This is a genomic window from Corynebacterium tuingiense, assembly GCF_046718165.1.
In the GTDB taxonomy this organism is placed as follows: Bacteria; Actinomycetota; Actinomycetes; order Mycobacteriales; family Mycobacteriaceae; genus Corynebacterium.
This window is the reverse complement of sequence record NZ_CP177101.1, coordinates 1,671,774-1,697,793: the sequence shown is the minus strand read 5'-3', so window position 1 is coordinate 1,697,793 and position 26,020 is coordinate 1,671,774. Positions and strand designations below refer to the sequence as shown.

The following is a 26,020-nucleotide window of genomic DNA, read 5'->3' as shown; positions in this document are numbered from 1 at the left end:
TTACTCCTCGGAATCGTCGATCTCGAATGCTTCTGGCGGCGGGCAGCTGCACACCAGGTTGCGGTCGCCGTAGGCCTCATCGAGGCGGCGAACTGGTGGGAAATACTTGTAGCTATGCAATAGGGATTTGACCGGCCACGCGGCCTTGTCGCGGCCGAAGGAGTACTCCCAGTTATCGGTAGCCACCGACTCAGCCGTAAACGGTGCGTGGTGGATAACGGAGTCCTCGTAGGCCACCTCACCGTCGATGATCTCCTGGATTTCGGCGCGGATGGTGCGCATGGCTTCGATGAAGCGATCCAGCTCGCCCTTGTCCTCAGACTCGGTGGGCTCAATCATCAAGGTGCCGGCCACAGGGAAGGCCAGGGTGGGGGCGTGGAAGCCGAAGTCAATGAGGCGCTTGGCCACATCGGCGGCGGTGACCCCGGAGGCATCGGTAAGCTCGCGCAAATCGATGATGCACTCGTGTGCCACCAAGCCCTCGTTGCCGGTGTAGAGGACGGGGAAGTATTCGTTGAGCGAGGCCGCCAGGTAGTTAGCGCCCAATACTGCGTGGCCGGATGCGGCGGCGAGGCCCTCGGCACCGGTCATGGCCAGGTAAGCCCAGGAAATGGGCAGGACGCCGGCGGAGCCGTACTTGCTGCCGGTAATGGGAACGCCCTGGCCAACAGGGGTTTCCGCGGTGGCATCAAGCTCAGGGGATGCGGCATCGCTGGGTAGGAAAGGGATGAGGTGTTCTGCCACAGCCACCGGGCCAACGCCCGGGCCGCCGCCACCGTGCGGAATGGTGAAGGTCTTGTGCAGGTTGAGGTGGGAGACATCGCCGCCGAAATCGCCTGGGCGTGCCCAGCCGGTCAGCGCGTTCATGTTGGCGCCATCGATGTAGACTTGGCCGCCGACCGCGTGCACCTTATCGCACACATCGCGCACCTCGGGGTCGAAGACGCCGTGGGTGGAGGGGTAGGTAACCATGATGCCGGCGATGTGGTTGCCGTGCTTTTCGATCTTTTCTTCCAAGTCCGCGACGTCAATGGAGCCGTCATCGGCGGTCTTGACCACGGCGACGCGCAGGTTAGCCAGGGTGGCAGAAGCGGCGTTGGTGCCGTGCGCGGAGGCCGGGATGAGCACGACATCGCGCTCATTATCGCCATTGGCCACGTGGTAGCGGCGAATGGCCAGTAGACCCGCCAACTCGCCCTGGGAGCCGGCATTCGGCTGGATGGAGACCTTGGCATAGCCGGTAAGCTCTGCGAGCCAGCCTTCGATCTCTTCCACCAACGCGCGCCAGCCCGCCGTGGTTTCTTCTGGGGCATACGGGTGGATGCCCGCGAATTCTGGCCAGGAGATGGGCTCCATGGCCGCGGTGGGGTTGAGCTTCATGGTGCACGAGCCCAGCGGAATCATGGAGCGGTCCAGCGCCAAGTCCTTGTCCGCGAGCTTGCGCAGGTAGCGCAGCATCTGGGTCTCAGAATGGATGGAGTGGAAAATCTCGTGCTCTAGCGGTTCCTCGGCACGCTGCAGGTTCTCCGGCAGGTCAAAGTTTGCTTCAGCCGGGGTGGCGCCGAAGGCCTCTGCCAAGTGTGCGACATCGCGCTGCGTAGCGGATTCACCGAAGGATACGGATACCTTGTCGGTTCCGATTGCGCGCACCAAGTAGCCCGCATCCTGCAGATCGGCCTTGATCTTCTGGGCGTCAACACCGCAGACGGTGACGGTATCGAAGAAGTGCTGCGATGTAATCTCCAAACCAGCATCCACGATGGACTGGGCGAAGGAGGAGGACAAGCTGTGCACGCGCTCGGCGATGTCCTTGAGTCCCTTCGGCCCATGGTAGACGGCATACATCGAGGCCACATTGGCCAAAAGTGCCTGGGCAGTACAAATATTGGAGGTCGCGCGCTCGCGGCGGATGTGCTGCTCGCGGGTTTGTAGCGCCAAGCGGTAGGCCGGGCGGCCATCTGCATCCTTGGAGACACCGACGATGCGGCCCGGCATCTGGCGCTTGAGCTTATCCGTTACCGCCATGTAGGCAGCGTGCGGGCCACCGAAGAAGAGGGGTACACCAAAGCGCTGGGACGAGCCCAAAACGATATCGGCGCCCAAGTTTCCGGGGCCTTCTAGGAGCAGCAGGGACAGCGGGTCAGTGACTACGGAGGCCAGCGCGCCGCGGGTGTGCAGCTCTTCAATCACAGCAGAAGGATCGAAAATCTCGCCTTCGGTGCCGGTGTAAGCGATGACGGCACCGATGAGGTCTTCGCCCACCAAGCCCTCGCGCAGGTCGACGATCTCTACCTCGAGGTCAATCGCGCGGGCGCGTTCAGCGGCAACGGTGAGCACCTGTGGGTGGAGGCGGGAGTCCAGCACGACGCGGCGGCCCTTCTTCACCGCGCGAGACATCAAACCGACCGCCTCTGCGGTAGCGGAAGCCTCATCCAACAAGGAAGCGTTCGCGATGGGCAGACCTGTCAGAGACTCGATCATGGTCTGAAAGTTGAGCAAGGCTTCCAAGCGGCCCTGGGAAATTTCAGGCTGGTAGGGGGTGTACGCGGTATACCAGCCGGCATCCTCAAGTAGGCCGCGGCGGATGACGGCGGGGGTCAGGGTGTCCGAATAGCCCTGGCCATAGAAGGGCTTCAGCACAGTGTTTTGATTGGCGAACTCCCGCAAAGCGGCCTGTGCCCCGTCTTCAGAAAGTGCTTCTGGCAGGTGGGGAAGTTCCGTAGCGCGGATCTTGGGCGGGATGGCGGCATCGACAAGCGCCTGCACGCTGTCGTAGCCCACCGTGCCGAGCATGGCGGCCTGCTCGGAAGAATCCGGCCCTAGGTGGCGGGAGATGAAATCCATCTGTGAGGTCTCCTTCATCGGGTGCAATGGTCTTAACCGCCCCTAAGTATATGTTTAATAACCGGTAAAAACAGCGCCCTTGAGAAACTTTTATGCAGTAACTCTCCGATGAAAATGTGTTGTAGCCTGCTTACCTCCCAATTAGTGAAATATGTCTTGTAGTGCCGGGATAAAATTCGTCTGATATCTGTGGCGGAGGTTCACGCGCTACACCCCCGCGCGGTACCCCAGGCATGACAAAACCTCCCGCCCCTTCGAGTAGAAGGAACGGGAGGTATGCCAGTTAGCTAACTGCTTTTAGATATCGAGGTCAGCCTCGAAGTCTGCAGTCTCCAGGCGGTCCTTGATGGTGGTGATGAAGCGGCCTGCATCCGCACCATCGATGACCTGGTGGTCATAGGTGAAGGGCAGGAAGCACATTTGGCGGATGGCGATGGCATCCTGGCCATTCTCATTGACCACCACAGCGCGCTTCTGGATAGCCGCGGTACCCAGGATTCCGGCCTGTGGCGGAACCAGGATCGGGGTATCGAGCAGGGCGCCCTCGGAACCGATATTGGTCACGGTGAAGGTGGCACCGGTCAGGTCATTTGGCTTCAGCTTGTTATTGCGGGCCTTATCAGCCAGCTCTGCAATTTGCTGCGCGATTTCCGGCAAGGACAGGTTCTGTGCCTTGTGGATGACCGGGGTGAGCAGACCCTTCGGGGTGTCTACGGCGATGGCGACGTTGACATCCTCGTGGTAGGTCATCTCCTTGGTTTCTGGGTCATAGGAGGCGTTCACGTTCGGGTGGGAGACCAAAGCCTCCGTGGTGGCCTTCACGATGAACGGCAGGAAGGACAGGTTGGCGCCGTACTTATCAATGAACGCCTGCTTGCTCTTCTTGCGCATATCCCAGATAGGAGTCATGTCGACTTCCTGCACGTGGGTAAGCTGTGCGGAAATCTGCAGCGCTTCCACCATCTTGGTAGCGGTGATTTCGCGGATGCGGTTGACCTTCTGGGTGGTGCCGATAAGCTCCTGCTTTTCCGGATCCACGGACTTGGTGGACCAGCGTGCGCGTGGGGAGTCAGCAGTCTTCTTATCTTCGCCTGCCGATGCCTTCGCATCGCCCTCACCAGCAGCTGCAAGGACGTCCTGCTTGCGGATGCGTCCGCCCACACCGGTGCCCTCAATGGAATTGAGGTCCACGCCGTGCTTATCCGCCAGCTTGCGAACCAACGGGGTGACGTATGGAACGTTATCGCCGTTGTTGACCTTGGTGGAGGTGTTCAGGGAAGAATCCTGCTTCGGTTCTTCCTTCTTCTCCTCCTTGGCAGGCTCGCCCTTGTCTTCCTTCTTCTCGTCAGACTTAGGCTCTTCCTTCTTGTCCTCGGACTTGTCGTCGTCGGAGTCGGAGTCATCGGAGGATGGTGCGGCGTTTTCGTCGCCGACGCGGGCGATGGCTTCGCCGACCTCGATGGTCTCGTCTTCTTCGGCGAGGATTTCTACCAGGGTGCCGGCGACGGGGGAAGGAATTTCGGTGTCGACCTTGTCGGTGGAGACCTCGAGCAGTGGTTCGTCTACCTCGACGGTGTCGCCGACGGACTTGAGCCACTGGGTAATGGTGCCTTCGGTGACGGATTCGCCGAGTTCAGGCATCTCCACATCGGTGGCTTCGCCGGAGGACTTGGCAGAGGAGTCAGACTTGGACTCTTCCTTGTCTTCGGACTTGGTTTCTTCCTTGTCTTCGGACTTGTCGTCGTCGGAGTCGGAGTCGTCGGAGGATGGTGCGGCGTTTTCGTCGCCGACGCGGGCGATGGCTTCGCCGACCTCGATGGTTTCGTCTTCTTCGGCGAGGATTTCTACCAAGGTGCCGGCGACGGGGGAAGGGATTTCGGTGTCGACCTTGTCGGTGGAGACCTCGAGCAGTGGTTCGTCTACCTCGACGGTGTCGCCGACGGACTTAAGCCACTGCGTAATGGTGCCTTCGGTGACGGATTCGCCGAGTTCAGGCATCTCCACATCGGTGGTCTCACCAGAAGCCTGGGAGCTAGAGCCAGACTTCTTCTCGTCCTTTTCTTCCTTCTCCTCGGACTTGGATTCTTCCTTGTCCTCAGACTTATCGTCATCGGAGTCATCAGAATCATCGGAAGAGGAGCCAGCCTCGTCTTCATCACCGATGAGCGCGATCACCTCGCCGACCTCGATGGTGTCGTCTTCTTCGGCCTTGATTTCTAGGATGGTGCCGGCCACGGGAGAAGGGATTTCGGTGTCGACCTTGTCGGTGGAGACCTCGAGCAAAGGCTCGTCCACCTCGACGGTGTCGCCGACGGACTTAAGCCACTGGGTAATGGTGCCTTCGGTTACGGACTCGCCCAGCTCGGGCATCTCAACGGAGTTCGCCATGAGTTTTAAGACTCCTCGAAAAGTTGGAAGTATTCTATCGCTACCACACAATCTTACAGCGTGATGCCCGTCATCGTGCAGTAGTGGGGTTAGTAATACCCTCCATGCGGGTAAACTAGTGGGTTATGTTCAACCTCTTCCGCCGCAATAAGTCCCGATCGCCACTGCGACCGCCCCGCGGTCCGGGAGAAACTATTCGCCCGGAAGATGAACAAGAGCTCAAAATGTGGGCGGCCGATAAGGCATTTGTCGAGGCATTTATCGAGCCTGAGACCGTGGTCAATGAAATGTCTGTGGTCGTGGTGGATGAAAATGGTGAGTTTATTCGCCGGCGCATCGGCGGGCCGAAGGGGATTGACGCGGTAAGAAAACTATTGCAATGCGACGTTTTTGATGTCGAAGAAACCGGGTACCCCCAACGCATGCGCGAGCGCATGGAACGCCAACGCATCTTGCGTAAAAGGGAAGAACAGCGCCTTCGCCGCGCCCGTTTTGAGCGCGGGGAGAACCCTGATTCGGGGCAAGACTTAAGTTAATCGGCCTAGATAATGGTGGCGCCGGCCTTTCCTAGCCTTGCCAGGGCGGCATCCCCGCGGTCTGCATCAACAGGGGAGCAGTACTCGCTTAAGACGCGGACGGAAAAACCTTCCTTTAAAGCATCCGCTGCGGTTGCTTGCACGCAGTGATCCGTGGCAATGCCGACGATGTCTACTGCGTCGATAGCGTGCTCGCGCAGCCAATCTGCGAGCAAAACGCCATTCGCTGCGCCCTCGAAACCGGAGTATGCTGCGGTGTATTCGCCCTTGCGGAAATATGCTAGCGCAGGCCCGATGGCCTCGTGCATCTGGGCCCCATAGGAATCAGCAACGCAGTGCACCGGCCAAGAATCGACAAAATCCGGGTCCTCCGCAAAGTGGGAACCCGGATCGATGTGCCAGTCCTGCGTGGCAACGACGGTGTCATACTCGGTCTGCAAAGAAGCGATCTTCTCCGCAACCTCGTTGCCGCGATCGGTGCCGAGCGCGCCGGCTGGGCAAAAATCGTGTTGGACATCAACGATGATTAAAGCAGTGTTCATAACTCCGCTATTTTATGCCCAGTCGGCGGCGCGGGGTATTACTTTGATTCAGCAATCTCGCGCAGGGCAGCGATGACGGTGCGGGTAGGAACGCCCGTACCCATCTTTGGCGTGTAGCCATAGGCACCGGTGGTATTGAAGGAAGGCCCAGCGACATCGATATGTGCCCATTCGATGCCCTCGCCTACGAAGTGCTTCAGATAAGTACCGGCGTATTCCATGCCGCCTTCGCGCTTGGCGTTGATATTGCGGATATCTGCGCTGGCGGATTTCACGGATTCATCGTGCTCTTCCAATAGCGGCATGGCCCATGCGTTTTCGCCTACCTCGCGGCCGATGCTGGCCATGCGGTCGCGGAAGTCCTCCGAACCCATGACGCCGGCGGTGCGCCCGCCCAAGGCGACCATCTGGGCGCCGGTCAGCGTGGCGGTTTCGATGAGGAAGTCGGGCTTATCCTCGCTGGCGCGCGCGATGGCATCGGCAAGCACCAAGCGGCCCTCTGCATCGGTGTTGAGTACCTCAGAGGTAATGCCGCCGTAGTGGGTGATGACATCGCCCGGGCGGGTGGCATTATCGCCTGGCATGTTTTCCGCCAGCGGCAGGGTAGCGGTGATCTTCACTGGCAGGTTGAGCTTTGCCGCGGCGATGATGGAGGCGGCCATAGCAGCGGAACCGCCCATATCGGAAATCATGTCCCACATGCCAGAGCCTGGCTTCAAGGAAATGCCGCCGGTATCGAAGGTGATGCCCTTGCCCACGAGCGCCACGTGTTTCTTTGCCTTCTTGGGGCTCCAGCTCAGGCGCACCAAGCGCGGCGGGCGAGCGGAACCGCGACCAACCGCAGTGATGCCGCCAAAACCCTGCTTCTTCAATGCCTTTTCATCCAAGATTTCTACATCGAGGCCTACCTCTTCAGCCTGGGCGGAGAGGAAGTCTGCATAAGACTCTGGGTACAGCAGGTTCGACGGGGTATTGACCAGATCGCGGGCAATGAGCACGGATTCTGCGGTGATCTTCGCTGCCTCGAACTCCTCGCGCGCGGACTTTTCTGCCACCACGGTAAAAGCGGCGGGCTGCTCGGAATCCTTGCCGGGCTTAGAGCGCAGCCCCTTGAACTTGTAGCCGCCCAAGATGAGGCCTTCTACAGTGGGCGCGATTCCAAAATCCCCCAGGGACGTGGCTACCTCTTCCAGCTTGGAAATCGAGCGTGCGGCGCTGCCGGCGGCACGGCGCAAGGTTTCTGCATCGAGGTCTTCGGCATCGCCTAGGCCGACGGCGATGATGGAATCGACCTCTGCCTTCTTAGGCGCCGGGATGCGGGTGACCTCATTGGCCTTGCCGGTTGCCCCTACAGCAATGAGGGACTCGTATGCTTCGCGCAGCGCGGCCGGCTTGAGCAGCGAGGTGCCTGGAAGTTCAATGCTGTCTTCACCTTCGAATGCCGCGATGAGTAGCGCCTGGGCATTCTTTGGGGCCTTCTTTTCTAGCTTAAGTTCCGGAAACGCTCCACGTGCGGGTCCAGCGTGCTGAGACATAATATCCTCCTTTTTAATTGGTACTAATGAAACTTCTGCCCATAATACCGCGCTAAAGTGAACATATTCCTACCCGGCTATAGATAAAAGGAGTAGATTGTGGGCATGCTTGATTACACGATTACCCGTACGAATCAACCAACGGCGGCAGAGGATTTAGACAAAATCCTGGCCAATCCCGGCTTTGGCCAGTACTTTACGGACCACATGGTAACCATTGATTGGTCCACGGAGAAGGGCTGGCACGATGCGCAGGTCCGCCCTTACGGTCCACTGACGATGGACCCAGCGAGCAATGTCTTCCATTACGGCCAAGCCGTCTTTGAGGGCATTAAGGCCTACCGGCAGCCCGATGATTCCATCGTTACCTTCCGCCCCGATCAAAACGCGCAACGCTTTATTAATTCGGCGCAGCGCTTGGCGATGCCTGAGCTACCGCAAGAAGAGTTCATTGAGGCACTGCGCCAGTTGGTGGACATCGATAAGAGCTGGGTACCGGAAGCAGGCGGGGAAGCGTCGCTCTACCTGCGCCCCTTTATGATTTCTACTGAGGTCTCGCTAGGTGTCCACCCGGCCAATGCGTATCGTTTCATCCTCTTGGCCTCGCCCGCCGGTGCGTATTTTAGCGGCGGCATTAAGCCGGTTTCGGTATGGCTGTCTACTGACTATGTCCGCTCCGCGCCGGGCGGAACCGGTGCCGCGAAATTCGCCGGCAATTATGCTGGCTCCTTGTTGGCGCAGGCGCAGGCCGAAGAAAAGGGTTGTGACCAGGTGGTGTGGCTGGATGCCATCGAACGCCGGTATATCGAAGAGATGGGCGGGATGAACCTCATGTTCGTCTACGGCACCGGCGACGACGCCGAGATCGTCACCCCGGCGCTATCCGGTTCCCTGCTTCCCGGTATTACCCGCCAATCCCTGCTGCAGGTCGCTGAAGACATGGGGTACAAGGTTACCGAGCGGCGCATTACCGCCGAAGAATGGCAGCGCGATGTGGAATCAGGGAAGATGACTGAGGCATTTGCCTGTGGTACCGCTGCCGTTATCACGCCGGTGGGGCGCGTCATTGGTGACGGCACCGATTTCAGCGTCAACGATAACGAGGCCGGCGAGGTCTCCATGGCTTTGCGCGAGCGCCTGACCGGTATCCAGCGCGGTGCTGTGGAGGATGCCCACGGCTGGTTGCACACTCTGGGCTAGTGCGCTTGGCTGAGCTGCGGTGCGATGCAGCGCGTGGCTAGGCCTCTGCCTGTGTGGTGTCCGCGGTAATTTCTACGCCCAACAATAAAAGGGGTAGGGCAGACAAGGCGCCGAGCGCCGGTACCGGCTCCATTTGCAGATCCAATAGGGGCTTCAGCCGCAGCTTCTTTAAGGCCAACCCGTGAGCTGGCTGCGGCGTGATATTGGTGGCAAGGATCCAGTCGTGGATCCGCGTGTCTGCGGCGGCGCATACGGTGGCGGTGGCGGTTAAGGAGGCATCGACAAGCAGGGGCGTGCGCCGCCGCGCAGCTTGGGACATAAAGCCCACCAGCGCGGCCAGTACGGGGGAGCCGCTGGCCTTAATGAGCGCCCGCCCAGTCAGATCGCGCATCCGAAACATGGAATCGCGAATGGCTGCAACCTCGGCCTTCCAGGCTTCGACGCTCGGCTGCTTGCCGACGACCACTACCGGCTCCTCCTGCGCCAGAACCCCCGTGACGGCCGCGGCAGCCTGCGTGCTGTCGATGCCGCCAGGTATCAACAGATCCGCACCGCCATCGATTTCCGCATCCGCCGTCTGTACGCCTAGGTCATAGGCCGTGGAGCAATCCGTCACCGTGACGGATTTAATGCTGGCCCCAACCCGCCGCGCAGCGGTCTCCGTGGCCTGTGGGATCCCTTCACCGTCCTCGGTAAAGATGATGGCCCGCACCCGCTGTGGCTCGGAAGCGGGGGAGCGATCTTGGCAGGCGGCTAGCCATTGTGCGGCATCGCTTAGCCGGCCGTAGGGATAAAGCTGCGGGGAATCAGCCATGAGCGTGCTTCCTTAAACGTCGGCCCCGCGCTCTACGCGCGGGCGAGGAATGCGCCACTTGCGGGGCTGGCTGGCGCGGGAAAATGCATAAAATCCTAGGCCAAAGCCGGTCGCGGTGGTGCCGGGGAACTTCTTGCGGACCGCATTATTAGCACGGCTGCCCAGCCAGATGCCGTCGATGGCGAAGATAAGGATGACCACCATGGCAATCGCGTTGATAAGGCCGGCGATGCTGGGAGCCGCATAGGTCACGAAGACCACCACGATAAGGGCAAGCGCCATCGGCATCACCCATTCCGAAAGCGTGCGACGGGCATCGATCCAATCGCGTACGTAGGCGCGCTCTTCACCCTGGTCGCGGGCTGGGAGGAAGCGTGGATCGCCTTCGGCCATGCGCTCCTGGCTTTCGCGGTTGCGCTGGTTACGCTCCTTGCGCTCCTGCTTTTTATATTCTTTCCACTCGTCCTTATTCATGGACTTTTTGAGTTCCTTGCGGCGCTTATAGCGCTGCGCATCGGATACTCCATGTGGATCGCGCTTCACGCCGCGCGCGATTTCCTGTTCCTGGCGCTTTGGCGTGGGACGACCCTTCGGAGGGGTATACCCCTTGCGGTGGGGTTCTTCCTGAACTTCTTCCTGCGCGGGAGCGGGTTCAGGGGAGGTCTTGTCATCTTTTTGCCACGGAAGTTTCACGCTGATCAGACTACAAGGTTTCGACCCCAAGAGGGGAATAGGCCCGCCCACGGCGTTGTTATTACTATGGGCTACCTTTTCCCTCCTCGTAGATGCGGGTAGGGTAGTGGCTACGCAACCAAGACACATTTGAGGAGAAGTGATGACCGCTCCAGTTTCCGAAACCGGCGTCATTCTGACCGAGGCCGCAGCTGCAAAGGCAAAGGGCCTGCTTGATCAGGAAGGCCGCGACGATCTCTCCCTGCGCATCGCAGTGCAGCCCGGCGGCTGCGCTGGCCTGCGCTACCAGCTCTACTTCGACGACCGCAGCCTTGATGGCGACAAGGTCGATGAGGTAGGTGGCATCAAGCTCGTCGTGGACAAGATGTCCGTGCCGTACCTTACCGGTGCCAAGATCGACTTCGCTGACACCATCGAGTCCCAGGGATTTACCATCGATAACCCGAATGCCACCGGCTCCTGCGCGTGTGGCGATTCCTTCAACTAAACAGAAGGATAAAGAAAGAGGGTGAGTGCTTCTCGGCGCTCACCCTCTTTTACGTCTTTATGGCTCTGTATGTAGCTTTACTCAGTGCGGCCTAAAGCTTGACCGGGTAGTCGCGCTGCTCGATCTGTGGGTCGATGCGTTTTTCCACAAAGATGCCGTGCCAGATCATAAAGGACAGTACGGTCCACAGGCGGCGGGAGTGATCGGAGACGCCATCGCGGTGCTCCTTGAGCATCTCCAGAACTTCCTTCTTATTGAAGATGTCCTCGGTCTGGGAATCGTTGATGGTGTCCTGCGCCCAGCCGTAGAGCTCGTCGCCGGCCAGCCAGTGACGCATAGGAACGGGAAAGCCCAGCTTCTTGCGGTTGAGGACGTGCGCGGGAACGATCTGTTCCATAGCTTTGCGCAGCGCATACTTGGTAGTGCCGTGGGAAATCTTCAGATCATGTGGGATGGATTCTGCGACCTTGAATACTTCCTTATCCAGGAATGGCACGCGCAGCTCCAAAGAGTTGGCCATGTTGATCTTATCGGCCTTGACCAAGATGTCACCGCGCATCCAAGTAAATAGGTCAAGGTGCTGCATGCGGGCTACCGGGTCAAAGCCCTCCGACTGCGCATAGATGGGCGCAGTAACCTCGCGGTGATCCCACTCGCGCTTGGCCCATGGGATTACGCGCTGCATCTGCTCAAAGTTAAAGGAGCGTGCGTTGCCGTAGTAGCGCTCCTCCATGGTCATGGAGCCACGGTTGAGCAAGGACTTGCCCTTCATGCCTTCCGGCAGCACGCGGGAAAGCTTGCCCAGTCCCTGGCGCAGCGGAGAAGGGATCTTCTCGAATGGCGCGAGCGACAGCGGCTCCTTATAGATGGTGTAGCCGCCGAAAAGCTCATCGGCACCCTCACCGGACAGGACCACCTTGACGTGCTTGCGGGCCTCTTGGGCCACGAAGTACAGCGGCACGAGGGAAGGATCGGCGACTGGGTTATCCAGGTACCACATAATCTTTGGGATCGACTCGGCGTATTCTTCCGGCGAGACGATCTTCACGATGTGCTCTACGCCGATGGCTGCCGCCGATTCTGCGGCCACGTCCACCTCGGAATAGCCTTCGCGCTCGAAACCAGTGGTGAAGGTCAGCAGATCTGGGTTGTGGCGCTTGGCCAGGGTAGCGATGGCGGTGGAGTCGATGCCGCCAGAGAGGAAGGAACCAACGGTGACATCGGCACGCATGTGCTTGGCGACGGAATCCTCCAGCGCTTCTGCAATGCGGTCAAAAAGCTGCTGCTCTTCGCCTTCAAGCACCTGCTGGACCGGGAAACGTGGCTTGAAGTAGCGCTCGGATACGACCTCCTGGCCCGGCTTCAGGGTGACCGTACAGCCGGATTCCACGCGGCGAATCTTGGCGTGCAACGATTCCGGTTCTGGTACGTATTGTAGGTCTACGTAGTGCTCGATAGCGCGACGGTCAAGGTTGAGATCTAGACCAATGTCCTCGGCCATGTCCAAGATGCACTTCATCTCGGAGGCAAAGACTGTGCCGGCGTCCGTAGTGGCATAGTAAAGCGGCTTGATGCCGAACTGGTCGCGCGCGGCAAACATGGTCTTGGCCTTGGTATCCCAAATGACGATGCCAAACATGCCGCGGAGGTGCTCAACGACGTCCTTGCCCCAGTGGTGGTAGCCCACCGCAATGGGCTCGCCATCGCCTTCCGTATAGAAGGTGTAGCCCAAAGCCTTGAGTTCATCGCGGAGCTCAACGTAGTTGTAGATCTCGCCGTTAAACGTAAGGGCATACCGCTCTGGCTCGTCCTCAGGGCCCCAGCGCAGGGGCTGGTGGGAATGTTCCAAGTCAATAATGGACAGGCGGTTAAAGCCGAAGGCGGCGTCGCCATCATGCCAAGTACCGGCTGCGTCCGGTCCGCGGTGGTGCATGCAAGGAAGCGACCGCTCCAGCGCGTCGACATATTTGTCCACGTCACCGGTGGCCGCGAGCATGCCAAGAAGTCCGCACATGTAAAGATAGCTCCTTTTAATTAAGCGACTGGTGCTCGTTGTTCTACTTTACGGTGCGTGGGGTGGAAACCAGAAAGCGCCACGGCTTGGAGGAAGCTGCAGAAAAGCTTAAATTAAGCTTCCCCGTAAGGGTGCGAACTTTCGGATGATGACTGGAACAGCACCCTGTGAGTTAAGGCACATGGTGAAGGCGCAGACAGGGGGTGCGGTTGGAACATTATGCAGGTGGGGCGGTAACCTACTGAAACGTGGATATAAATTGAGCGCGCTGGGTTTCTTTTAAAGCTTCAAAAAGGCTGGGAACCAAGCATTTATCCATTATTCTGATTGGGTAAGGGTGCTCTGTGAGTATTCGAGAAGTTTGTGTGGACAGAAAGGCAGAACACACGTGGGACAGCGTAATAAGCGCACCTTCGCCCGTAAGGCGGGCGTAGCTGGCGCACTTGCCCTAGGCGGTCTCGCCCTGGCTGGTTGTGACGTTCAGGCGCCAACTGCTGTAGAGAACCTCCTGGGATTCGGTTGGCCAAAGGGTGTTACCCCTGAGGCTGAAGCAATGTACAACTTCTGGATCTGGGTCTGGGTTGCAGCTTGGATCGTCGGCTTCATCATGTGGGGCCTATTCCTTACTGCAATTTTCCGCTGGAGCGCGAAGAAGGCGAAGCGCGATGGCAAGGGTGAATTCCCGCGCCAGACGCAGTACAACGTGCCATTGGAAATGGTGTTGACCATCGTTCCAATCCTGATCATCATGACTTTGTTCTTCTTCACGGTGCAGACCCAGCAGAAGGTCACCGCATTGGATAAGGATCCAAAGGTGGTCGTAGACGTCACCGCATTCCAGTGGAACTGGAAGTTCGGCTACGCCGAGAACCACGTCAATGGTGAGAACTACAACGGTGCGGACGAAGAGCGTCAGGCCGAAGCGGAAAAGACCGCCCATGACCCTGAAGGTGTGGATAACCCCAACCCAATTCACGGTAAGTCCAAGGGCGACCTTTCCTACCTCAACTACAACAAGATTGAGACTGTAGGTTCCACCGAAGAGGTTCCGGTTCTGGTTCTTCCTTCTGATACCGCAATCGAGTTCCGTTTGGCTTCCGCTGACGTTTCTCACGCGTTCTGGGTTCCAGAGTTCTTGTTCAAGCGCGACGTCTATGCACACCCTGAATCCAACGCTCAGGAGCGCAGCTTCCAGATTGAGTCGATTGATAAGCAAGGCGCCTTTGTTGGCCGTTGTGCCGAGATGTGCGGTACCTACCACTCCATGATGAACTTCGAGATTCGCGTTGTGTCCCCAGAGGACTTCAATGCTTACATGGACTTCCGCGAGAAGAACCCGAATGCCACCAACGCTGAGGCGTTGAAGGAAATTGGCCAGGATCCGTACGCAGTTACCACCCACCCGTTCTCCGGCGAGCGTGACACCGCCGATGGTGACAACTCCGTCAAGACCGCGGCATAAGAGATAAGGACATTACACAATGCGTGCAACATCGAAAGTCTTTTACTCAATCGCGACTTACCTTTTCGTCTCGCTGATTGTTTACATCTTTGGCGTCACCCTCGTGAAGGATGATGGTTACCTCTACGGCGCCGAGTGGGTTGGCATCGTGGGTATGTTCCTCTCCGTCGTGCTCTGCCTTATGCTGGGCGGCTACCTTCACTTCACCGATAACCGCAGCGACGTTCTACCGGAAGACTGGGAAGAAGCAGAGACCGAAGACTCCGCTGGTATCTTGGGCTTCTTCTCGCCGAGCTCCATCTGGCCACTGGCCATGGCTGGTTCCATCGGTTTCTTGGGCCTAGGCGTCATCTTCCTTTACTACTGGCTCATCGCCTTGGGCGCTGTCTGCTTGATTGCAGCTTGCGCCGGCCTGTCCCTGCAGTATGGCCTGCCTAAGGAAAAGCACTAGTACTTAGCTAGTCGCAACCACTGCCAAAACTTCTCAGCCCTCCTCACCACGCCGTGGTGAGGAGGGCTTTGGCGATCCGCGTCGTAAATCAAATAGAAAAGTTCCCGAGGTTCCACAATTTCTTTATGGGAGGGGGAGAGGGGCTGCGCCCAGGCTTTAAGTGGGCAGCAAAAGCGCATCGTAGCACGTAAACCGCAATTTCTGCGGGGGTCAACCGAAAGTTGCAAAAGAGCGATTTTCCCCGGAAACCGTCGTGTGATTTATATCTCTAAGAAATTTGCTGAAACCGGTTGCGGAAGAGGGTCGAATCAACGTGAGCGAGGTAGTTGAAACGGTGGGCATCGTGGCCATAGATGAAGTTTAAGGGCGTCACCTGCGTTGATGTCCCGTCGTAAAAGAATGCAAAAAGTTCCCGCGTTATTAATCTTGATAGGCCTCAAGATATTCCTTATCGGTAGCTGGCAATTTAGTGAAAACCGAATAGAGGAAGCGGGGGGAATTGAAGTGACTTTAGCGTCCAGAACAGCCATAATTACCACTGTGACGAGCGTAGTTTCTAACCAAGGTATGACAGCACCACGTGTTGCCTCGCTGAACCGACCCAATATGGTCAGCGTGGGCACCATCGTGTTCCTGTCTCAGGAATTGATGTTCTTTGCCGGACTGTTCGCGATGTGGTTCACCTCGCGAGCGAACGGCCAGGAAGGCGATTGGGCAGAGCACACTGCCCATATCAACCTGCCAATGGGCTTTCTCATTACTGCAGTGTTGATTTCTTCCTCCGTGACCTCGCAGTTCGGCGTGTTTGCCGCAGAAAGGGGTGACGTTTACAAGCTTCGACTCTGGTACACCATCACGCTGGTATTGGGTGTTGTCTTCCTGGGCATCATGGCGTTTGAGTGGGCTGAGTTGATTCACGCAGGCGTGACGGTACAGTCCAGCGTCTTTGGTTCGGTGTTCTACATCATCACCGGCTTCCACGCTGCGCACGTAACCGCCGGTTTGATTTCCTTTGCAATCATCCTGGCGCGTATCGCTAAGTCTAAATTCACGCCGGCACAGGCTACCGCCGCGATGGCAGTGTCCTACTACTGGCACTTCGTTGACGTTGTGTGGATCGGTGTGTTCACCGTTATCTACTTGATTCAGTAGTGTCGGCGACCCTCTCCCCAAAACAGTCCTCCCGTGTTCGAGTTATCTAAAGGAAAATGATGGATAACAATTCGCAGTCCGCGGCAGTGGAGCAGACCACTGCCTCGGCTAAGAAGACCCGCCGTCGCCGCAAGGCGAAGCGCACCCTTGCAGGTGGCTTTGCTTTGGCCATCGGTTTGACCGGCGCTGGCGTCTTGGCCTCTGCCTTGACGCCTGACGCTCAGGTCGCTACGGCGGAAAAAGATGATCAAGCCCTCGTGCAAGAGGGTAAGGACATCTACGACACCGCTTGTATCACTTGCCACGGTGCCAATCTGCAAGGCATCGAAGGCCGTGGCCCCTCTCTCGTAGGTATCGGCGCCGGCTCTGTGTACTTCCAGGTTCACTCCGGCCGTATGCCGATGATGTCCAACGACGCACAGGCAGAGCGCAAGGCTCCTCGTTACACCGAACAGCAGACCTTGGCGCTGGCCGCTTATGTTGCTGCTAACGGCGGCGGCGCAGACATTGTCTACAACGACGATGGAAGCATCGCCCAAGAATCCCTTCGCGGCGCCAACTACAACGGCCAGATTCAGGCCGAAGACGTTGCCAAGGGCTCTGAGCTTTTCCGCATGAACTGCGCATCCTGCCACAACTTCACCGGTCAGGGTGGCGCGCTGTCCTCCGGTAAGTACGCCCCGGAGCTGGCACCTGCTAACGAGCAGGAAATCTACCAGGCAATGTTGACTGGTCCGCAGAACATGCCAAAGTTCTCTGACCGTCAGCTGACTGCAGATGAAAAGAAGGACATCATCGCCTACTTGAAGTCTGCAGAAGAGACTCCGTCTCCTGCCGGTTGGGACCTTGGCGGTCTCGGCCCAGTGGCTGAAGGCCTGGCAATGTGGATTATTGGTATCAGCGCACTGTGCGCCGCTGCTATGTGGATTGGATCGCGCTCATGAGCAATGTGAAAAAGAATTACACTGACGCAGAGCTCGATAAGATGAGCAATGATGAACTTGCTGCACTTGGTACCGAGCTCGATGATGTCACCGTAGCGTTCCGCAAGGAGCGTTTCCCGGTTGAAGGTGACCCCGCGGAAAAGCGTGCGGGTCGCAATGTCGCCATTTGGCTGGCACTCTCCGTTATCGGCGGATTGGCTTTCTTGGGCGTCTACCTCTTCTGGCCTTGGCAGTACAAGCAGCTAGGGGAGGACGGCCTCGTCTGGCACACTCTCTACACCCCGCTGCTTGGTATTACCGCTGCATTGTCCATTTTCGGACTCGGCTTTGCCATCGTTCAGTACGTGAAGAAGATCCTGCCGGAAGAAATCTCCGTGCAGCGTCGCCACGATGGTCCTTCCGAAGAAGTTGACCGCCGTACTCTTACCGCTCTCTTGAACGATTCTTGGAAGACCTCCACTCTCGGCCGCCGCAAGACCATCCAAGGTCTGCTCGGTGGTGCAGGCGTTCTCTTCGGCTTGACTGTTATCGCCCCGCTTAGCGGCGCAATCCGCAATCCATGGAAGGTTCGCCACGAGGTGAACTACGCCGGTGACGGCACGCTGTGGACCTCCGGCTGGACGATGCACGAGAAAGGCGTAAAGCTTTACCTCGCTCGTGACACCGGCACCATCGCTGAGAAGCACTCCGGCGAGTCCGGCGAACACTACACCACCGAAGGCGTTACCCGCCTAGTGCGCGTTCGCCCCGAGGACTTGGCTGCCGGCGGTATGGAAACCGTCTTCCCGCTCGCGGAAGAAGACGTCAACGATGGTGACCAGTACGACGCTAAGCGCGACGTATACGAGCACCACATGCACTCCATCCACGGCAACCGCAACGCTGTGATGTTGATTCGTCTGCGCCACTCCGATGCGCAGAAGGCGATCGAGCGTGAGGGGCAGGAAAACTTCCACCACGGCGATTACTACGCCTACTCCAAGATTTGTACTCACATTGGTTGCCCAACGTCGTTGTACGAGGCACAGACCAACCGAATCCTGTGCCCCTGCCACCAGTCGCAGTTCGACGCATTGCACTACGGTAAGCCGGTCTTCGGCCCGGCCGCCCGTGCTCTGCCACAGCTGCCCATCACGGTGGACGATGAGGGCTACCTTGTTGCAGAAGGCAACTTCATTGAGCCTGTCGGTCCGGCATTCTGGGAGCGTAAGTCATAATGAGCAATAAACTCGCCCAAATGGGCAACAACATGGACGAGCGCTACAGCGCCGCCGGCGTGCTAAGGACGCAGCTGAACAAGGTCTTTCCGACCCACTGGTCCTTCATGCTCGGTGAGATGGCGCTGTACAGCTTCATCATTCTTCTACTAACCGGTACATACCTGGCGCTATTCTTTGACCCTTCCATTACGAAGGTCATCTACGACGGCACCTACGCACCGCTGAACGGCGTTGAGATGTCGCGCGCCTACGCAACGGCCCTTGATATTTCCTTCGAGGTACGTGGCGGACTCTTCGTTCGCCAGATGCACCACTGGGCAGCACTGCTGTTCATGATGTCGATGGTTGCGCACATGCTGCGTATCTTCTTCACCGGTGCTTTCCGTCGTCCGCGCGAAGCCAACTGGATTATTGGTTGCACCCTTATCCTGCTGGGCATGATCGAGGGCTTCCTCGGTTACTCCCTGCCGGATGACCTGCTTTCCGGTGTCGGTCTGCGCATTATGTCCGCCATCATCTTGGGGCTGCCGATTATCGGCACCTGGTTGCACTGGGCCATCTTCAACGGCGACTTCCCGTCCGACTTGATGCTGGACCGCTTCTACATCCTCCACGTTCTGGTCATCCCAGGCATCATCTTGGGCCTTATCGCAGCCCACTTGATCATGGTCTGGTTCCAGAAGCACACCCAGTTCCCTGGACCGGGTCGCGCAGAAAACAACGTTGTCGGTGTCCGCATTATGCCGGTCTTTGCAACTAAGGCAATTGGTATGGGCATGATGGTCGCTGGTGTGCTGGCTCTGATGTCCGGTTTGCTAACCATCAACGCTATCTGGTTGCTGGGTCCGTACAACCCCTCCCAGGTGTCTGCAGGTTCCCAGCCCGATATCTACATGCTCTGGACAGACGGTGTGGCTCGTGTCATGCCGGCTTGGGAGCTGTACTTGGGCAATTACACGATTCCTTCCGCTTTCTGGGTCGCATTGTTGTGTGGCCTGATGGTCGTACTGCTAATCACCTACCCGTTCTTGGAGAAGAAGTTCACTGGTGACGATGCGCACCACAATCTTCTGCAGCGTCCGCGTGACGTTCCTACCCGTTCCGCAATTGGTGCTGCAGCAATCGTGTTCTTCTTGTTGGTCACCTTGTCCGGTGGTAACGACCACGTTGCGCACTTCTTCCAGATTTCGCTGAATGCGATGACTTGGGTGGGACGTATCGGCTTGATTATCTTGCCGCCGATTGCCTACTTCATGACCTACCGCATCTGTGTTGGTCTGCAGCGTTCTGACCGTGAGGTGCTCGAACACGGTATCGCTACTGGTGTTATCAAGCAGCTGCCTAATGGTGCCTTTATTGAAGTCCACCAGCCGCTTGGCCCGGTTGACGAGGACGGCCATGCAGTACCGCTTGAGTACGCAGGCGCTCAGGTGCCAAAGCAACTTAACCACCTTGGTTACGCGGACTCCGAGATTCAGGGCACCTTCAGCCCAGATGATCCGGAACTCATGCGTCGCGTTCACGAGATTCACGAGGAGAACCACGAAGAGGAAGCGGAGATGTTCCGCCGCCTCAATGAGGCTAATCGTCGTGATGACGAGGAAAACGGCCGCATCTAATCTTCCCTTGGGGTAGCTCGATACACGCTCACTAGATAAGCCCGCTGTCGCCAGAAATTAGGCGGCCAGCGGGCTTATTTGTTTTGAATCTATTGTTTGATGTGGGCGGTCCTGCTGTCTTAGTTCTTTACCGCAGGCCCTTCTTCAGGAGGCTGGTGCGTATGGATTGGAAGAGGTAACTTCGCGCACTGATTTCTAAGGAGGCTGCGAGAAGTTCGCCGGTTAAGCGATCTCAGTAATGAAAATATATAGTCTCAGCTCTTGCTGAAGGCCTGCAGACGTTTCCCCGCGAAAGCTTGCGTAAAAGCTGGGTACTTCGCGCCTAATGCGCATGGTTGATGATCTCGAGAGCAAACTAAAGAACTGCCTGGCGAGCCAACTGGATTCGTCAGGCAGTATTCAAAAGCATCGGTGCGATTGGCGTCTGAATCCGATGCTTTTGTTGGGGAGTAGTGCTGGCCTATATCCGATACAACGGGGGCCTTTTCTACTTTGTTAGCGAGTCGATGAGAGTAACCCCAACGATCAATGGGCTACATCAATCTCGTAGTCCAAATATTGCTTTATGAGAAGGCAACAAGCAACAACTGATTCTCCGGAGTACCGTTTAGAAGAGCTGGAAAGAACTGTCGCAAACTTTCCAGTCTCCATCTTCCTTCTTCAACTGAATTTCACTGGTATTGAAATAGTCTGCAAATTCTTCGTTATCTGAAGTCACATAGGCTTCATCGTCGGACGAGGACTCAGACTCTTCTAGATCTTTGACCGCATCGTCCTTCTTGTCCCTTAGCTCTTCGAGCTCGTCTTCACTTGGAACATCTGAGGGATTCATGCTTTGGACTGTTGCAACAACTTCATCTGGGGATACTGTGTTCCGCTGCCCTTTACAGAGATAATCTGTCTGGAATTCATTAGCTTGGTCTACCCAGTCGTGTGCCGATTCTTCGGCCTTTTTGCTGTCGCCAGATTGGTGTTGCTGAGCAGCTTCCAACAGGCTTGTGTGAACTTCCATTTGCTCGTCGGCGGCATTCTTTAGAGCCTTTTCTGGCCCTCCAAAGGACCCGCAGCCAGTAATTGCAAGTGAAGTGGCCAGTAAGACGCCTCCTAGAGTAAGCGATTTACGCATTCTCTTCTCCATTCTTGTAAGTAATTTGTGTAGCAATCCGTGACTCTCCAGTCACGGTAATGTAGTATTTGTAAAATTTCAGCTGAATTTCAGTACGGGGACAGCTAATTTTCAGCTTAACAAACCTAGGCCCTGGGCACTTCCGCCTTGTGGGATAGCTGATGCATCGTTTACGGCGACCAATGTGGTTGTAGAACGGAGCACTTGGGGCCGCGTGCATCCATTACTTCCGTCGCGCAGGTGTTATTAGCGCACCTAACGTGACTGTCGCCTTCGCTGCATACATGTACGGGGGTTGACAGGGAATTTTGCTGGGATTGATGTCAGGTAGTTCGTTCTAGGCGAAGATACAACTGCAAAATTTTGGGGATAGTAGGAGAACCCATGCGGAACGGTGGGGCGGGGAGACATATTTCTAAGTGAGCTTAAGAAAACCACTTTCCGCAGAACCTTGCTACGTAAGGGGGATGCTCCGATGTTGCCCGTTGAAGGGCGGGGCATAGACGGGCAGCACCCTGTCTTGAGTCGCGGGAGGGGGACTGGAGCTTAGTTTATGCTCCGCATATCCCAGGCAAAGTGAGCCAGTTGCCGGCTGCGGTTAAGTAGTTTGTTGAATGAGGAGGCACTGTTAAAGAATTAGGCTAGTGACACTGAAGGGGTCACACCTAAGAGCAGGTGACGAATGTCACATATAGAATTTTCGGCGCTTTTAACTTTAGCTTCAAATTCCGTCTTGCCAGGCCTGACGTGTGTGAATTTTGGCCATTTCTGCAGTGTATAGCCGTTAAAACTCAATAATAGCTTTATTGAATGTTCGTTATGAGGCCTTTGTCTCGGCTTGGTCAAAATAAGGTAACGAACGTGTAACGAAGCCGGATCTCGGATTGCGAATGGACATTGATTGTGATGATTTCGTAACCTATTCGAGACATTGAGTTACCGCCCGAAAAGGTGCTCAATACGAAATGAAAATTTAAAGCGTCGCATCTGGCTCCTCCTAGTGAGGGGCCGAGTGGAGGAAGGCCTAAAGGAACGGTCCTCCAATGAACACTAGGCCCCAGGGTCAGAGCTTTTCGATATGGAAAGTAGACGCGTAGGAAGATTTGGAGTTTTTCTCGTGGCAAAGCACCGTCGTCAGGGCACTGTAAATACCCGTCGTATCGCATCTACTGCAGCCATCGCTGCAACCGCAGCTGTCGCCGCCCCAGGCGTCGCTCAGGCTGCCGAGGTCGTTGTTCCTAATACCGACTACCGTTTCGAGGTTGCCGGTCTGGAAAACGTCCCGAACATTGACCAGGTCCCAAACATTGACAAGTACGTCCCCTCCTTGGGCCAGGTTTCCAACCAGGGTGGCGACAACTTCGTCGCTGCTGCAGAGCAGCAGGCTGCTCCGGCGCCGTCTACCGTTGGTCAGAAGGCTCTGGAAGCTGCACGCTCCGTCCTCGGCTCGCCGTACGTTTACGGCGCTGCTGGCCCTAACGCTTTCGACTGCTCCGGCTTGACCAGCTGGGCATACTCCCAGGCTGGCGTTCAGATTCCGCGTACCTCCCAGGCTCAGGCCGCTGGCGGTACCCCTGTTTCCTTGGACCAGCTCCAGCCTGGTGACATCATTTCCTACTACGGTGGCGCTTCCCACGTCGGTATCTACACCGGCAACGGCACCATCATCGACGCGCTCAACTCCGGCACCCCTGTGCAGGAGCGCGACTTGAACTACATGCCGATTAACAACGCTGTGCGTTTCTAATTGGCAGTGAGATGACATGCCCTTCCCTTTGCGCAAAAAGGGGAGGGTTTTGTTGTGCGACGGTGGCTAAAACCCGCTATAGTAAATTCGATTTTTGAAAATTTTGAGTTGAAGGTCTTCTCGTGTCTAAACGTGTGCTCCCAGCTGCTGCATTAACCGCAGTCCTCGCCGTCACTTCTTTTTCTGGCATCCCGCAAGTTATCGCGCAAGAGGCGGAACCGAACCAAGAATCTACCTCTGAAAACGTAGACGATCTGGTGGATCGCGTCGGAGAGGTCGCTCGTAAGGTCTCGGCCAAGAATGAGGAAGTCAAAGAGCTAGAAGATAAGCTCGCGGCTAAGGAAGAAGAGGTCGCTCAGGCGGAGCAAGACGCTGCTGAGGCCCAAGAACGCGTACACGACGCGCAGGGAGATGTCTCTACGCAGCAAGGCCGCGTGGACGATTTGGCACAGTCTCGTTACCGGGGAGACTCCCGTTCTGCTGTCTCAGGTGCTCTGGCCGCAGAAGACCCAGCAGACGCCGTAGAGCGCATGGGGTACTTGGGCGCGCTTTCACGCAAGGCGCAACGCACCCTCGATGCCAAGGCGGATGCCGCCTCAACGGCTGAAGCGGTTCAGCAAGAAGCCGCTGACGCTGCGAAAAAGGTGCGCGAGGAAAAGAAGGACCTCGAAAAGCAGCGCGATGAGCTGGTAAAGCAAAAGGATGCGTTGGAGGAGCAGCAGGCCGACATCGAAGCTCAGGTGGATGCGCTGAGCGATGAGCAGCGGGAGGCCTGGGAAGGACAATTCGGTGGCACGGATAAGCCGGATTTCGACTTGGGAGAGATCGCCGATGGCGCTAGCTCTGCGGCTCTGTCCAAGTTGGGCTCGCCCTACGGCTGGGGTTCTGCCGGCCCGAACCAGTTCGACTGCTCTGGCCTGATGTATTGGGCATACCAGCAGATTGGAAAGACCATTCCGCGCACCTCGCAGGCACAAATTTCCGGTGGTACGTCCGTGCCGGTTGACCAGCTGCAGCCTGGCGATATCGTGGGCTACTACCCAGGAGTTACCCACGTTGGTATGTACATTGGCAACGGCCAGGTAGTACACGCCTCGACCTATGGCGTGCCGGTGCAGGTCGTACCGCTTAACTCGATGCCTATTTCGGGGACTGCACGATTCTAAGTGGCCCGCATACTGCTGGTAACGAATGACTTTCCTCCCAAAGTTGGAGGAATCCAGTCCTACCTGCGGGACTACCTAGAAGCGCTCGACCCAGACGATGTCGTAGTATTCGCTTCAACCCAAGAGCCGCCCGAGGACTATGACGCCTCGGTCGTCTATAAAGTCATTCGGTGGCCACACCGCGTGATGCTGCCCACCCCGGCAACCACACGCCGCATGCAGGAGATTATCCGGCAAGAATCCATTGACATTGTGTGGTTTGGTGCGGCAGCACCGCTGGCGCTCATGGGCAAGGCCGCGCGCCAGGCAGGGGCGCGCCGCGTGGTGGCAACGACGCATGGCCACGAGGTGGGCTGGTCTATGGTCCCGCTGGCCCGGCAGTGCCTGCGGTTGATAGGAAATAACGCCGACGTCATTACATATATCTCGAGTTACACTCTGCGGCGCCTGCGCGGGCCTTTTGGCCCACACCCAGAGTGGGCTCATTTGCCTTCTGGGGTCAGCCTTGGAACGCTTTCTCCCGTAACCCCTGCCCAGCGCGCAGCAGCGAAGGCGGAGTTCGGGGTGAGCGGGCCTACCATCGTCTGCATTTCCCGGTTAGTCCCGCGCAAGGGCCAAGACCAATTATTGCGGGCAATGCCGCAGGTCAGAGAAGAATTTCCCGATGTGCAGCTGATGTTGATTGGGCGCGGGCGTTATCACGATGCTTTACAAGAATTGGCGGAGATGTATTGCCCCGATGCGGTGATTCAGCCGGCCCCCAGCATTGAAACCGCGCTTCATGCTGCGGATATTTTTGCCATGCCAGCTCGCACCCGCGGCAGAGGCTTGGACGTGGAGGGCCTGGGAATTGTCTACTTAGAGGCACAAGCATGCGGGGTCCCGGTTGTTGCAGGTGATTCTGGGGGAGCACCGGAGACTGTTACAGAGGAGACAGGGATCGTCGTCAAGGGCGCGTCCGTTGATGAGCTCGTGGATGCTTTGAAAGCGCTCTTGCGCTCGCCAGAAATGCGTACTCGTATGGGGCAGGCGGGTCGCAGGCACGTCGAAAAGCACTGGAGCTGGGAGATCATGGGGCAACGGCTGAGAAAGCTTATGGCTTGATGTGACCCTGGCCCGGTTGTCGGTATATTCTGATATCCATGCTTGAAAACAACTCCGCCGATCTTACTATCGGCTTCGATGTCGGTGGCACCAATGTGCGCGGTGGAGTAATTACTCGAGACGGAGAAATCCTCGCGAGTCGCACTATGCCAACCTCGGGGGACCCGCGCCAACTTGATGATGACTTGGTGGCAATCGTCGAGGAGCTGCGCGCCGAATATCCCGTGGGCGCGGTGGGCCTTGCCGTTGCAGGATTTTTGGATCCAGAGTGTGAGACCGTCCGCTTCGCCCCGCACCTACCGTGGCGGAATGCGCCCGTCCGGAAAAATCTCGCGGAGCGCTTGGGTCTGCACGTCCGGCTGGAGCATGATGCCAATTCCGCAGCTTGGGGAGAATGGCGTTTTGGCGCGGGGCGTGGCGCGAAGGATTGGGTATTTTTTGCGGTCGGCACCGGCATCGGCGCTACCTTGATGACCCAAGACACCATCTATCGCGGCGCGTTTGGAACGGCTCCGGAATTTGGCCATATCGTTGTGGTGCCGAATGGCAGGCAGTGCTCGTGTGGCAAACGGGGCTGCTTGGAGCGCTATGCCTCTGGCACGGCCCTGCCGGATACCGCGCGCGAACTGCGGTCAGACTATGAGACCTCCTTGCCGCCGTATCCCACCGGTGAGCAGGTTGCACGCGCGGCGCGTGGGGGAGACCCACTCGGTATTGCGGTAATGGAGAACTTTGGGCAGTGGTTGGGTCAAGGCCTATCCATCGTGGCTGATGTGCTCGATCCAGAGCTCATTGTAATTGGCGGCGGGGTGTCCCAAGACGCAGATATGTACTTAGAGGAAGCCACCGCGGCCATGAGCCGGGATATCGTCGGTGCTGGGCATCGTCCCCTTGCTCGCGTTGCAACCGCGGAATTGGGCTCGGCAGCAGGTATGATTGGCGTAGCTGACCTGGCCCGCCGCGGCCACTAGAATGA

At 57.5% G+C, this 26,020-nt stretch carries 21 protein-coding genes; 13 read left to right on the top strand and 8 right to left on the bottom strand.

Going from position 1 to position 26,020, the window contains the following annotated elements:
- Both gcvP and sucB read right to left on the bottom strand, forming a co-directional pair.
- Nucleotides 1–2,844 carry an aminomethyl-transferring glycine dehydrogenase gene (gene gcvP / locus ACLI1T_RS08070; protein ID WP_411703308.1) on the bottom strand — a complete coding sequence of 948 codons (2,844 nt, stop codon included), beginning with the start codon at nt 2,842–2,844 and terminating at the stop codon, nt 1–3.
- 297 nt (nt 2,845–3,141) lie between these two features.
- Nucleotides 3,142–5,232 carry a 2-oxoglutarate dehydrogenase, E2 component, dihydrolipoamide succinyltransferase gene (gene sucB, locus ACLI1T_RS08065; RefSeq protein ID WP_411702371.1) on the bottom strand — a complete coding sequence of 697 codons (2,091 nt, stop codon included), beginning with the start codon at nt 5,230–5,232 and terminating at the stop codon, nt 3,142–3,144.
- A 125-nt stretch (nt 5,233–5,357) separates the two neighbouring features.
- On the opposite strand from sucB, the gene ACLI1T_RS08060 reads away from it, so the two are divergent.
- The gene (locus tag ACLI1T_RS08060; RefSeq protein WP_349852654.1) at nt 5,358–5,768 is read left to right on the top strand and encodes an oxidoreductase; all 411 of its coding nucleotides are present in this window, start codon (nt 5,358–5,360) and stop codon (nt 5,766–5,768) included.
- 5 nt (nt 5,769–5,773) lie between these two features.
- Here ACLI1T_RS08060 and ACLI1T_RS08055 read toward each other — a convergent pair whose 3' ends face one another.
- Complete coding sequence (locus ACLI1T_RS08055; protein ID WP_349852655.1) at nt 5,774–6,310, bottom strand: isochorismatase family protein; 537 nt, start codon at nt 6,308–6,310, stop codon at nt 5,774–5,776.
- Nucleotides 6,311–6,348: 38 nt separating this feature from the next.
- A complete protein-coding gene (locus ACLI1T_RS08050) occupies nt 6,349–7,845 on the bottom strand; it encodes a leucyl aminopeptidase (RefSeq protein ID WP_411702370.1) in 1,497 nt (498 codons plus the stop codon).
- A gap of 105 nt (nt 7,846–7,950) precedes the next feature.
- Between ACLI1T_RS08050 and ACLI1T_RS08045 the strand changes: the two genes are divergently transcribed.
- Nucleotides 7,951–9,045, top strand: coding sequence for a branched-chain amino acid aminotransferase (locus ACLI1T_RS08045; RefSeq protein ID WP_411702369.1), 1,095 nt, complete (start codon nt 7,951–7,953; stop codon nt 9,043–9,045).
- Nucleotides 9,046–9,082: 37 nt separating this feature from the next.
- On the opposite strand, the gene ACLI1T_RS08040 is transcribed toward ACLI1T_RS08045, so the two are convergent.
- Together ACLI1T_RS08040 and ACLI1T_RS08035 are read right to left on the bottom strand one after the other, a co-directional pair.
- Nucleotides 9,083–9,859: a nicotinate-nucleotide--dimethylbenzimidazole phosphoribosyltransferase gene (locus ACLI1T_RS08040; RefSeq protein WP_411702368.1), complete on the bottom strand. Its 777-nt coding sequence runs from the start codon at nt 9,857–9,859 to the stop codon at nt 9,083–9,085.
- A 12-nt stretch (nt 9,860–9,871) separates the two neighbouring features.
- The gene (locus ACLI1T_RS08035) at nt 9,872–10,552 is read right to left on the bottom strand and encodes a DUF3043 domain-containing protein (RefSeq protein ID WP_411702367.1); all 681 of its coding nucleotides are present in this window, start codon (nt 10,550–10,552) and stop codon (nt 9,872–9,874) included.
- A gap of 142 nt (nt 10,553–10,694) precedes the next feature.
- Here ACLI1T_RS08035 and ACLI1T_RS08030 point away from each other — a divergent pair, with 142 nt between their 5' ends.
- A complete protein-coding gene (locus tag ACLI1T_RS08030) occupies nt 10,695–11,039 on the top strand; it encodes a HesB/IscA family protein (protein ID WP_005283948.1) in 345 nt (114 codons plus the stop codon).
- Between the two features lie 91 nt (nt 11,040–11,130).
- On the opposite strand, the gene asnB is transcribed toward ACLI1T_RS08030, so the two are convergent.
- A complete protein-coding gene (asnB, locus tag ACLI1T_RS08025; RefSeq protein ID WP_411702366.1) occupies nt 11,131–13,053 on the bottom strand; it encodes an asparagine synthase (glutamine-hydrolyzing) in 1,923 nt (640 codons plus the stop codon).
- 388 nt (nt 13,054–13,441) lie between these two features.
- Here asnB and ACLI1T_RS08020 point away from each other — a divergent pair, with 388 nt between their 5' ends.
- From ACLI1T_RS08020 to ACLI1T_RS07995, 6 genes are all read left to right on the top strand, one after another.
- Entirely contained in the window at nt 13,442–14,515 is a 1,074-nt protein-coding gene (locus tag ACLI1T_RS08020; protein ID WP_411702365.1) for a cytochrome c oxidase subunit II, read from the top strand.
- Nucleotides 14,516–14,534: 19 nt separating this feature from the next.
- The gene (locus ACLI1T_RS08015; protein WP_023023132.1) at nt 14,535–14,966 is read left to right on the top strand and encodes a cytochrome c oxidase subunit 4; all 432 of its coding nucleotides are present in this window, start codon (nt 14,535–14,537) and stop codon (nt 14,964–14,966) included.
- Nucleotides 14,967–15,506: 540 nt separating this feature from the next.
- Nucleotides 15,507–16,118 (top strand): heme-copper oxidase subunit III, encoded by a 612-nt coding sequence (locus tag ACLI1T_RS08010; protein ID WP_369707792.1) that lies wholly within the window; start codon nt 15,507–15,509, stop codon nt 16,116–16,118.
- Nucleotides 16,119–16,174: 56 nt separating this feature from the next.
- Nucleotides 16,175–17,062: a c-type cytochrome gene (locus ACLI1T_RS08005; RefSeq protein WP_005283937.1), complete on the top strand. Its 888-nt coding sequence runs from the start codon at nt 16,175–16,177 to the stop codon at nt 17,060–17,062.
- Nucleotides 17,059–18,279: a ubiquinol-cytochrome c reductase iron-sulfur subunit gene (locus ACLI1T_RS08000; protein ID WP_411702364.1), complete on the top strand. Its 1,221-nt coding sequence runs from the start codon at nt 17,059–17,061 to the stop codon at nt 18,277–18,279. The genes ACLI1T_RS08005 and ACLI1T_RS08000 overlap by 4 nt, the downstream gene beginning before the upstream one ends.
- Complete coding sequence (locus ACLI1T_RS07995; protein WP_023023124.1) at nt 18,279–19,901, top strand: cytochrome b; 1,623 nt, start codon at nt 18,279–18,281, stop codon at nt 19,899–19,901. Before ACLI1T_RS08000 ends, ACLI1T_RS07995 begins: the two co-directional genes overlap by 1 nt.
- Before the next feature lie 607 nt (nt 19,902–20,508).
- Here ACLI1T_RS07995 and ACLI1T_RS07990 read toward each other — a convergent pair.
- Nucleotides 20,509–21,027, bottom strand: coding sequence for a hypothetical protein (locus tag ACLI1T_RS07990; RefSeq protein WP_349852659.1), 519 nt, complete (start codon nt 21,025–21,027; stop codon nt 20,509–20,511).
- 1,117 nt (nt 21,028–22,144) lie between these two features.
- Here ACLI1T_RS07990 and ACLI1T_RS07985 point away from each other — a divergent pair.
- The 4 genes from ACLI1T_RS07985 (at nt 22,145) to ACLI1T_RS07970 (ending at nt 26,015) form a co-directional block, all read left to right on the top strand.
- Nucleotides 22,145–22,774: a C40 family peptidase gene (locus ACLI1T_RS07985; RefSeq protein WP_023023120.1), complete on the top strand. Its 630-nt coding sequence runs from the start codon at nt 22,145–22,147 to the stop codon at nt 22,772–22,774.
- A 122-nt stretch (nt 22,775–22,896) separates the two neighbouring features.
- A complete protein-coding gene (locus tag ACLI1T_RS07980; RefSeq protein WP_349887295.1) occupies nt 22,897–23,940 on the top strand; it encodes an NlpC/P60 family protein in 1,044 nt (347 codons plus the stop codon).
- Nucleotides 23,941–25,044 carry a glycosyltransferase family 4 protein gene (locus tag ACLI1T_RS07975; RefSeq protein ID WP_411702363.1) on the top strand — a complete coding sequence of 368 codons (1,104 nt, stop codon included), beginning with the start codon at nt 23,941–23,943 and terminating at the stop codon, nt 25,042–25,044. It begins immediately after the preceding gene.
- A 38-nt stretch (nt 25,045–25,082) separates the two neighbouring features.
- Nucleotides 25,083–26,015, top strand: a complete 933-nt coding sequence (locus tag ACLI1T_RS07970; RefSeq protein ID WP_023023114.1) for an ROK family protein — start codon at nt 25,083–25,085, stop codon at nt 26,013–26,015.
- The last annotated feature ends 5 nt before the right edge of the window (nt 26,016–26,020 follow it).